Consider the following 620-nt stretch of genomic DNA (forward strand, 5'->3'; position numbering starts at 1 on the left):
GCTCGGGTTAGCTGTTTTACTTGGTCGGTATCCCAGCCGTAGTCTTGCTGGATTTGATCCAATAAGGCTTGTTTATTTAAATCATCGGCGGGCTTTTGATAGTCCTTGATCGTGGTGTCTTCAGATGAGCTAAACGTAAGGTAGCCGTCATTTCTAATTAGAGACACGCGATTGTGTTCATTAGCATGAATGTCGTTACGAAACACTGACGACGTATTCATGTTAAAGCCAGCGGTCATTACCGCTTGTACTACGCCATTTTTATCTGGAATCGCTTTACGAATGGGAATAACTAACGAATCTTGCGCTTCCATAAAGTAGGTTCTGCCGATCACCATGCGATCGGAGTTCAACGCTTCAAAGAAGGTCTCTCTGGTCAGCGGATCTTGCTTGAGATTGTGTAGCTTTTCCAAAATCAAGTTCGAGCTAACGGAAATGTAGTCACCGTTGGGATTGGTCAAGCCAAAACCGATGATCGCCGGATGAATGTTGAGAAGTTTATCTAACATTGGGCGAGTTTGAATGGCCGCGGTACGAGTGAAGCTATTTTGCTCCACCAGTTGATGACCAACGACTTCTAGCAGCGATTCTTGCCCTTTTAAAAGTGACTCAACGGAGGA

At 45.0% G+C, this 620-nt stretch carries 1 pseudogene; it reads right to left on the reverse strand.

Features of this window, described 5'->3' with window-relative positions:
• Positions 1-620, reverse strand: a pseudogene (locus tag R7Z47_RS25540) (PDC sensor domain-containing protein); the annotation flags it as partial.

The sequence above is a fragment of the Vibrio sp. 1641 genome, assembly GCF_033339995.1.
GTDB classification, from domain to species: Bacteria; Pseudomonadota; Gammaproteobacteria; order Enterobacterales; family Vibrionaceae; genus Vibrio; species Vibrio alginolyticus.